The sequence below is a fragment of the Burkholderia sp. Ax-1720 genome, assembly GCF_011753035.1.
Classification (GTDB): domain Bacteria; phylum Pseudomonadota; class Gammaproteobacteria; order Burkholderiales; family Burkholderiaceae; genus Burkholderia; species Burkholderia gladioli.
In genome coordinates this window covers 21,874-28,605 of the sequence record NZ_VWWK01000084.1, presented here as the reverse complement: position 1 = coordinate 28,605, position 6,732 = coordinate 21,874, and the positions used below count along the sequence as shown (strand labels likewise).

Here is a 6,732-nt window from a genome sequence, read left to right as displayed (position 1 = left end):
GCCGGCAACGCGATGGGCGGACGCTCGGGCGGCCTGGTCGGCGCGGCCCTGGGCGGCGGTGCCGGCGCGGCGCTGGGCGGCAACGTCTCGCGCTCGAACTCCTACGACGACGATTACCGTCGCGGCCGTTACGGCCATGGTCGCCATCATCGCGGTTACCGTCACTGGGATTGAGGATGGGCGGGCAGGGCGGCGTTGGTCGCCGCGCTGCCCAGCGAACTCGCCAGCGCGGCGGCACGCTGCGATATGTGGAACCCGGCCCGGCGCCTTGCCGCCGCCGGGTTTTTTCATGGCCGCGCGGACTGCCCGGCCCGGGCGGCGTGCTCCGCCGACACTGTTGTCGGCGCGCGACGCGGGCCCGCTCGGCCTGTGCGAGGCCGGCTGCGGCGCGCGATGGATCAATGATCGCGATTGATGCGCGAAGCGCATCGCGCTGCCTCGATTGATCCTGGAATCCTCAACGATTCTCTCCACTGCTCCCGATTGGTTCGTTTGCGCGGCGCCGGCGTCGCGTTTTCGAGTGCGGGCCGCGATCCATAAGGAATGCGATCGATGTCCAGGCCTTTTCATCTCCGGGCATTTCTCGCGCGATTTCGATCCGGATCAGCCCACGGCGCTTTTGAGTCCCGTATGATGTCGCCCACTTTTCAACCCGCCCCGCCAGGCGGACAGGACATACCGGACTCCTATCGATGGGCAATGCCAGCCGACGCGCACCGAAACCCCCGCCGACCCGTCTCGAGGGGCCGCCGCGCATGGCCGACGTAGCCAGGCTGGCCGGCGTCTCGAAGATGACCGTGTCGCGCGTGCTGGCCAACCATCGCGTGGTGGCGGCCGCCACCCGCGAGCGCGTGCTGCGCGCGGTCGACACGCTCGGCTACGTGGCCGACGCGGCGGCGGGGGCGCTTTCCTCGGGGCGTTCCGATTTCGTCGCGGTGATCGTGCCCTCGCTGGCCAGCTCGAACTTCTCCGATACCGTGCGCGGGCTGTCGAACGCGCTGGAGCCCCGGGGCCTGCAACTGCTGATCGGCGATACCGGCTACGACATCGCGCGCGAGGAGCGGCTGATCCGTTCCTTCCTGCGCTACCAGCCGCGTGCCATCGCGCTGACCGGCGCGTTCCACACCGAGGCCGCCACCGCCCTGCTCAAGCGCGCGGGCGTGCCGATCGTCGAGATGTGGGACCTGCCCGGCGCGCCGATCGACGCGGCGGTGGGTTTCTCGAACCAGCGCGCGGCGCGCGAGATGGTGGTCTACCTGCATGGGCGCGGCTATCGCCGGATCGGCTTCCTGTGCGGCGCCAACGACAACGATCGGCGCGGCATGGAGCGGCTCAAGGGCTATCGCGCGGCGGTGCGCGCGCTGGGGCTGGGCGAGCCGCGCGTGGTGCGGATCGGCGACACGCCGGCCAACATGACCCACGGCGGCCCCGCGCTCGACGCGCTGCTGGAGCGCTGGCCCGACACCGACGCGGTGATGTCGGTCAGCGACATGTCGGCCTTCGGCGCGATCATGCAGTGCCATCGGCGCGGCCTGCGCGTGCCCGAGGACATCGCGGTGGCCGGCTTCGGCGATTTCGAGGTGGCCGAATGCTCGCATCCGACCATCACCACCGTCAGCGTCGATGCCTACTGCATCGGCCAGCGCACCGGCGAGGTGCTGTTCGACGCGATGGCGCACGGCACCGCGCTGGCGGCCGGGTACAGGCACGTGAAGCTGCGGTTCTCGGTGGTGCAGCGCGAAAGCGCTTGAGGGCGCAGCGCGGCTTTTGGATCAGTTGTTTGTTGTCGAGATAAGAAAAAAACCTTGCCAAACAAGGAGTCGCCGGAGGTTAGTTTGTAACTAGTGTCGTTACACGATATACTTCCGAGCGGTGGGTTAAACGAATTCCAGGCCGAGGATTCACTCACTGTGTGCAATCGTCATGATCAAGAGCTTTCGTCATAAGGGCATCGAACACTTTTTTGAAACAGGTTCCACGGCAGGCATTCAAGCCACGCATAAAAGCAAGTTGCGGCGGCAGTTGACGGCACTGAACCGCGCAAAAAATCCAAACGACATGGGGCAGCCGGGATGGCGCCTGCATCCGCTGAAGGGCGACGAGGCGGGCACGTGGGCGGTCGAGGTGAACGGCAACTGGAGATTGACCTTCATGTTCGACGGAGACGACGCCATCCTGGTCGACTATCGCGACTATCACTGAGCGTGTAGCCGTTTCGCGTTTACGTTCATTCAAGGTACGAAAACATGTCCAAGATGTTCAACCCCCCGCACCCTGCCGAGATTCTTCGTGAAGACATCCTGCCGGCATTGAACCTGACCGTCACCGAGGCTGCCGAGCAGCTTGGCGTCTCGCGTGTGCAGTTGTCCCGGATATTGAACGAGCGAGCCGGGATCTCGCCCGAAATGGCCCTGCGCATAGAGCAGTGGCTCGGCGTCGATCGTGGCGGCCGCGCCGATCTCTGGCTGGGCATGCAAATGGACTATGACCTCTGGCAGGCACGCAAGCATGCGCCGAAGAAAGTGAAGCGCGCCCCGGGTGAATTGAGCTTCGCTTGATGCGGCAAGGCGGTCTGCCCGCCGCGGCACGCCCCCCCTCGTTTTCCCCCTCCCGAAGCACTCGCTCCACGCCGCAAGGCGTGCTACCATCCGTCTCGGGTTACCGGTAACCAATCGACTGCGCAAGGGATTGCGCGGGAAGCGGGCAGGGCGTCACGCCTCGCCTGCCGTGCCGGGACATCAAATCAGAGGAGACGGCCGCGGGTAGCGCGGGCACACGCCTCGAGGGCGGGCCGCGGCGTCGGAACGATCAGGACATGGAGAACGAGATGACACAACAGACCAAGCGACGCCTGCGCAGCCAGGAATGGTTCGACGATCCGTCGCATGCGGACATGACCGCGCTGTACGTCGAGCGCTTCATGAACTACGGGCTCACGCGCGAGGAAATCCAGTCGGGCCGGCCGATCATCGGCATCGCGCAGACCGGCAGCGATCTCGCGCCCTGCAACCGCCACCACATCGCGCTGGCCGAGCGCGTCAAGGCCGGCATCCGCGACGCGGGCGGCATCCCGATGGAATTCCCGGTGCACCCGCTGGCCGAGCAGAGCCGCCGGCCCACCGCCGCGCTCGACCGCAACCTGGCCTATCTCGGCCTGGTGGAGGTGCTGCACGGCTTCCCGCTCGACGGCGTGGTGCTGACCACCGGCTGCGACAAGACCACCCCGGCCTGCCTGATGGCGGCCGCCACCGTCGACCTGCCGGCCATCGTGCTGTCGGGCGGCCCGATGCTGGACGGCTGGCACAACGGCCAGCGCGTCGGCTCCGGCACGGTGATCTGGCATGCGCGCAACCTGCTGGCGACCGGCGAGATCGACTACGAAGGCTTCATGGAGCTGACCACCGCGTCCTCGCCCTCGATCGGCCACTGCAACACGATGGGCACCGCGCTGTCGATGAACAGCCTGGCCGAGGCGCTCGGCATGTCCCTGCCGGGTTGCGCGAGCATCCCCGCCGCCTATCGCGAGCGCGGCCAGATGGCCTATGTCACCGGCAAGCGCATCTGCGACCTGGTGCGCGAGGACGTGCGTCCCTCGCAGATCATGACCAAGCAGGCCTTCGAGAACGCGATCGTGATCGCCTCGGCGCTGGGCGCCTCGAGCAACTGCCCGCCGCACCTGATCGCGATCGCGCGGCACGTCGGCGTGGAGCTGTCGCTCGACGACTGGCAGCGCGTCGGCGAATCGGTGCCGCTGATCGTCAACTGCATGCCGGCCGGCGAATACCTGGGCGAGAGCTTCCACCGCGCCGGCGGCGTGCCGGCCGTGTACCACGAGCTGTCGAAGGCGGGCCTGGTGCATCGCGACTGCCTGACCGTGTCGGGCGGCACCATCGGCGAGATCGCCGATCGCTCGGCCACCAACGACCGCGACGTGATCCGCACCACCGAGACGCCGCTCAAGCACGGCGCCGGCTTCATCGTGCTGTCGGGCAACTTCTTCGACAGCGCGATCATGAAGATGTCGGTGGTGGGCGAGGCCTTCCGCCAGACCTACCTGGCCGAGCCGGGCTCGGAGAACGCCTTCGAGGCGCGCGCGATCGTGTTCGACGGCCCCGAGGACTACCACGCGCGCATCAACGATCCGTCGCTGGAGATCGACCAGCACTGCATCCTGGTGATCCGCGGCGCGGGCACGGTCGGTTACCCGGGTAGCGCCGAGGTGGTCAACATGGCGCCGCCGGTCTCGCTGGTGCGCGAGGGCATCACCTCGCTGCCGACGCTGGGCGACGGCCGCCAGAGCGGCACCTCGGCCAGCCCCTCGATCCTCAACATGTCGCCCGAGGCGGCCGTCGGCGGCGGGCTCGCGCTGCTGCGCACGGGCGACCGGATCCGCGTCGACCTGAACGCGCGCAAGGTGGATGTGCTGGTCGACGATGGCGAGCTGGCGCGTCGTCGCGAGACCGCCGAGTTCAAGATCCCGCCGGCGCAGACGCCGTGGCAGGAGCTTTATCGGCAGACGGTGGGGCAACTGTCGACGGGAGGCTGCCTGGAGCCGGCCACGCTGTACCTGAAGGTGGTGGAGACGCGCGGCAACCCGCGGCATTCGCACTGAGCCGGCGAAACTGCACGGAAGCCGGCGGAGCGCGATCTCCGCGGAGGATCGGACGCCGTCGGCTTCGGCCGCCGGCGTTTCCGTTTCCGGATCAGGATGGCCGGAATCGGGGGCGGCCGGCCATCGCGTCGCGCCGAGCCACCATGCTCATGGCTGGGAACCGGCTGCCTGCCTGGTCGACTGGATGACCATCAACACGTCGCCGGCTTCGATCGGAACGGGCGCTTCCTCGTAGAACGACATCAAGGTTCCGTTTCGCGCGAGGCCGATCACCACCACGCCGGGGACCTCGTTGCTCCTGCGGCCCACTTCATGGGGTTCGGCCGGGCGTTCCTGTAGCATCACGCGCCCGCGCGTCGACAGCAGGTCGTTGACGAACGGCACCACGTAGCGGCTGTTGACCGCGTTCGCCAGCAGCAGGCCGCCGATCTTGGTCGAGCCGACGATCACGTTCGCGCCGGCTTGCCGCAATTGCCGCCAGAAAGTCTGCTCGCGGATCCGCACGATGATCTTCGTGTCGGGCGCGATGCTGCGCACGGTCAAGGTCAGCAGCACGGCGGTCGCGTCGTCGTTGACCGCCACGATCACGGCGCTCGACTGGCGAACCTGGGCCTGTTGCAGCAGATCCTCGCGCGAGGGGTCGCCACGCAGCCCGATCACGCCGAGTTCCGCGGCGGCCTCGAGCGATTCCTGCGCGGGATCGATGACCACGATGTCGCGTGGATCCACGCCGCCTTCCAGCAACTCTTGCACGGCCACCGATCCGGCCATGCCGAATCCGCAGACGATGACATGCCCTTGCAACTCCTTTTGCAGGCGCTTCATGCGAAATTCCTCGACGACGCGTTGAATGACGAACTGGTAAGCCGTTCCCAGAAAGGTGAACCAGATGATGAGACGGATCGGCACGATGAAGAACGCGTCGATCAAGCGGGCCTTTGCCGTGATCGGCACGATATCGCCATAGCCGACCGTGGCGATCGTCACCATGGTGAAGTACAGCAGGTCGATGCCGCCGGGCGACTGGCGATGCGCGTCGTACAGGCCATTGCGATCCAGGTACAGCACGATGAACGCCAGGGCACAGAGTCCGGCGACGAACAAGGCCCGATAGAGCAGGGTCTTCAGCGGCGAACTGGCGGGGCGGGTGAACAGGATGCGATGCGCGATGCCCCGGTGGGCCGGGAAAAGGCGGCGCCTCAGGCGGGAAGGGAGCGCTCTGCGACGGACTCGTGCCATGGGGAACTCCGGTGATCGTGCCCGGATTCTACTTCGGCCGCATCATGGGCGCGCCGATTCCGAAAACGAGCCGATAGATTCGCGGCAGGGTTTCCGGCACGACGCGCCGCTTACTTGAACTGCCCCGCCAGCCGCTGCTCGGCATGCTGCATGTGCAGGCCCATCGCGAGGCTGATGCGGCGCACGTCGCGTTCGTTGAGCGCGGCGTAGATCTCCTCGTGCTCGTCCATCGACTCGGCCCACCACTGCGTGCTGAAGAAGTGCTGTTCGAGCGTCATGTAGAGCGGCGTGGTGCGATGGATCCAAAGCTGGTCGAGCAGCACCACGTAGGCGCTGTTGCCCGAGGCCTCGGCCAGGCTCAGGTGGAACTGCCGATCGTATTCGTTGAGCTGCGGATCGCCGACCTTGCCGGCGCGCAGCTTCTCCAGGCGCGCCAGCACGGTCTCGATCTGCGCGTCGGAGGCGTGGCGCACGGCCTGGATCGCGATCTCGGGCTCCAGGTAGGCACGCGCGCGGATCACGTCGAACGGCGAGACCGCGTGCATGCGCGGCGCGGCCGCCGGGTTCGCCGCGTCGGCGGCGTTCGTGGCATCGGCCATCGCCGCGGCGGCCGCCGGCTTGCCGCGCTGCTTGACGAAAATCCCCGAGCCGCTGCGCACCTCGATGCTGCCTTCGATCTCCAGCGCGATCAGCGCCTCGCGCAGCGAGGAACGGCTCACGCCGAGCCGCGCGCTGAGATCGCGTTCGGCCGGCAGCCGCTCGCCGACGATGAATTCGCCGGCGTCGATCAGTTCGGTGATCTGCGCGGCGATCTGGCTGTAGAGCCGTTTCGTTTCGATCGGCTGGAAGGGCATGGCGAGCTCGACGGGTTGGCCGGCGGA

At 67.4% G+C, this 6,732-nt stretch carries 6 protein-coding genes; 4 read left to right on the top strand and 2 right to left on the bottom strand.

Annotated elements, in window-relative coordinates:
* Positions 1-692: 692 nt before the first annotated feature.
* The 4 genes from F3J18_RS22220 to F3J18_RS22205 all read left to right on the top strand — a co-directional run bounded on the left by F3J18_RS22220 (position 693) and on the right by F3J18_RS22205 (position 4,612).
* The gene (locus F3J18_RS22220) at positions 693-1,751 is read left to right on the top strand and encodes a LacI family DNA-binding transcriptional regulator (RefSeq protein ID WP_240156423.1); all 1,059 of its coding nucleotides are present in this window, start codon (positions 693-695) and stop codon (positions 1,749-1,751) included.
* A 172-nt stretch (positions 1,752-1,923) separates the two neighbouring features.
* Entirely contained in the window at positions 1,924-2,202 is a 279-nt protein-coding gene (locus F3J18_RS22215; RefSeq protein WP_025099220.1) for a type II toxin-antitoxin system RelE/ParE family toxin, read from the top strand.
* A gap of 44 nt (positions 2,203-2,246) precedes the next feature.
* Positions 2,247-2,558, top strand: a complete 312-nt coding sequence (locus F3J18_RS22210) for a HigA family addiction module antitoxin (RefSeq protein WP_025099219.1) — start codon at positions 2,247-2,249, stop codon at positions 2,556-2,558.
* A 269-nt stretch (positions 2,559-2,827) separates the two neighbouring features.
* A complete protein-coding gene (locus F3J18_RS22205) occupies positions 2,828-4,612 on the top strand; it encodes an IlvD/Edd family dehydratase (RefSeq protein ID WP_025099218.1) in 1,785 nt (594 codons plus the stop codon).
* Positions 4,613-4,759: 147 nt separating this feature from the next.
* Here F3J18_RS22205 and F3J18_RS22200 read toward each other — a convergent pair whose 3' ends face one another.
* Together F3J18_RS22200 and F3J18_RS22195 are read right to left on the bottom strand one after the other, a co-directional pair.
* On the bottom strand, positions 4,760-5,851 hold the full coding sequence (locus tag F3J18_RS22200; protein WP_166914229.1) for a potassium channel family protein: 1,092 nt from the start codon (positions 5,849-5,851) through the stop codon (positions 4,760-4,762).
* A gap of 110 nt (positions 5,852-5,961) precedes the next feature.
* Positions 5,962-6,705 (bottom strand): FadR/GntR family transcriptional regulator, encoded by a 744-nt coding sequence (locus tag F3J18_RS22195; RefSeq protein WP_166914227.1) that lies wholly within the window; start codon positions 6,703-6,705, stop codon positions 5,962-5,964.
* Positions 6,706-6,732 lie beyond the last annotated feature (27 nt).

What these genes read in the sequence shown, in the direction of transcription:
- F3J18_RS22220 (WP_240156423.1), top strand. Translation starts at nt 693, where the DNA reads ATGGGCAATGCCAGCCGACGCGCACCGAAACCCCCGCCGACCCGTCTC.
- F3J18_RS22215 (WP_025099220.1), top strand. Translation starts at nt 1,924, where the DNA reads ATGATCAAGAGCTTTCGTCATAAGGGCATCGAACACTTTTTTGAAACA.
- F3J18_RS22210 (WP_025099219.1), top strand. Translation starts at nt 2,247, where the DNA reads ATGTCCAAGATGTTCAACCCCCCGCACCCTGCCGAGATTCTTCGTGAA.
- F3J18_RS22205 (WP_025099218.1), top strand. Translation starts at nt 2,828, where the DNA reads ATGACACAACAGACCAAGCGACGCCTGCGCAGCCAGGAATGGTTCGAC.
- F3J18_RS22200 (WP_166914229.1), bottom strand. Translation starts at nt 5,851, where the DNA reads ATGGCACGAGTCCGTCGCAGAGCGCTCCCTTCCCGCCTGAGGCGCCGC.
- F3J18_RS22195 (WP_166914227.1), bottom strand. Translation starts at nt 6,705, where the DNA reads ATGCCCTTCCAGCCGATCGAAACGAAACGGCTCTACAGCCAGATCGCC.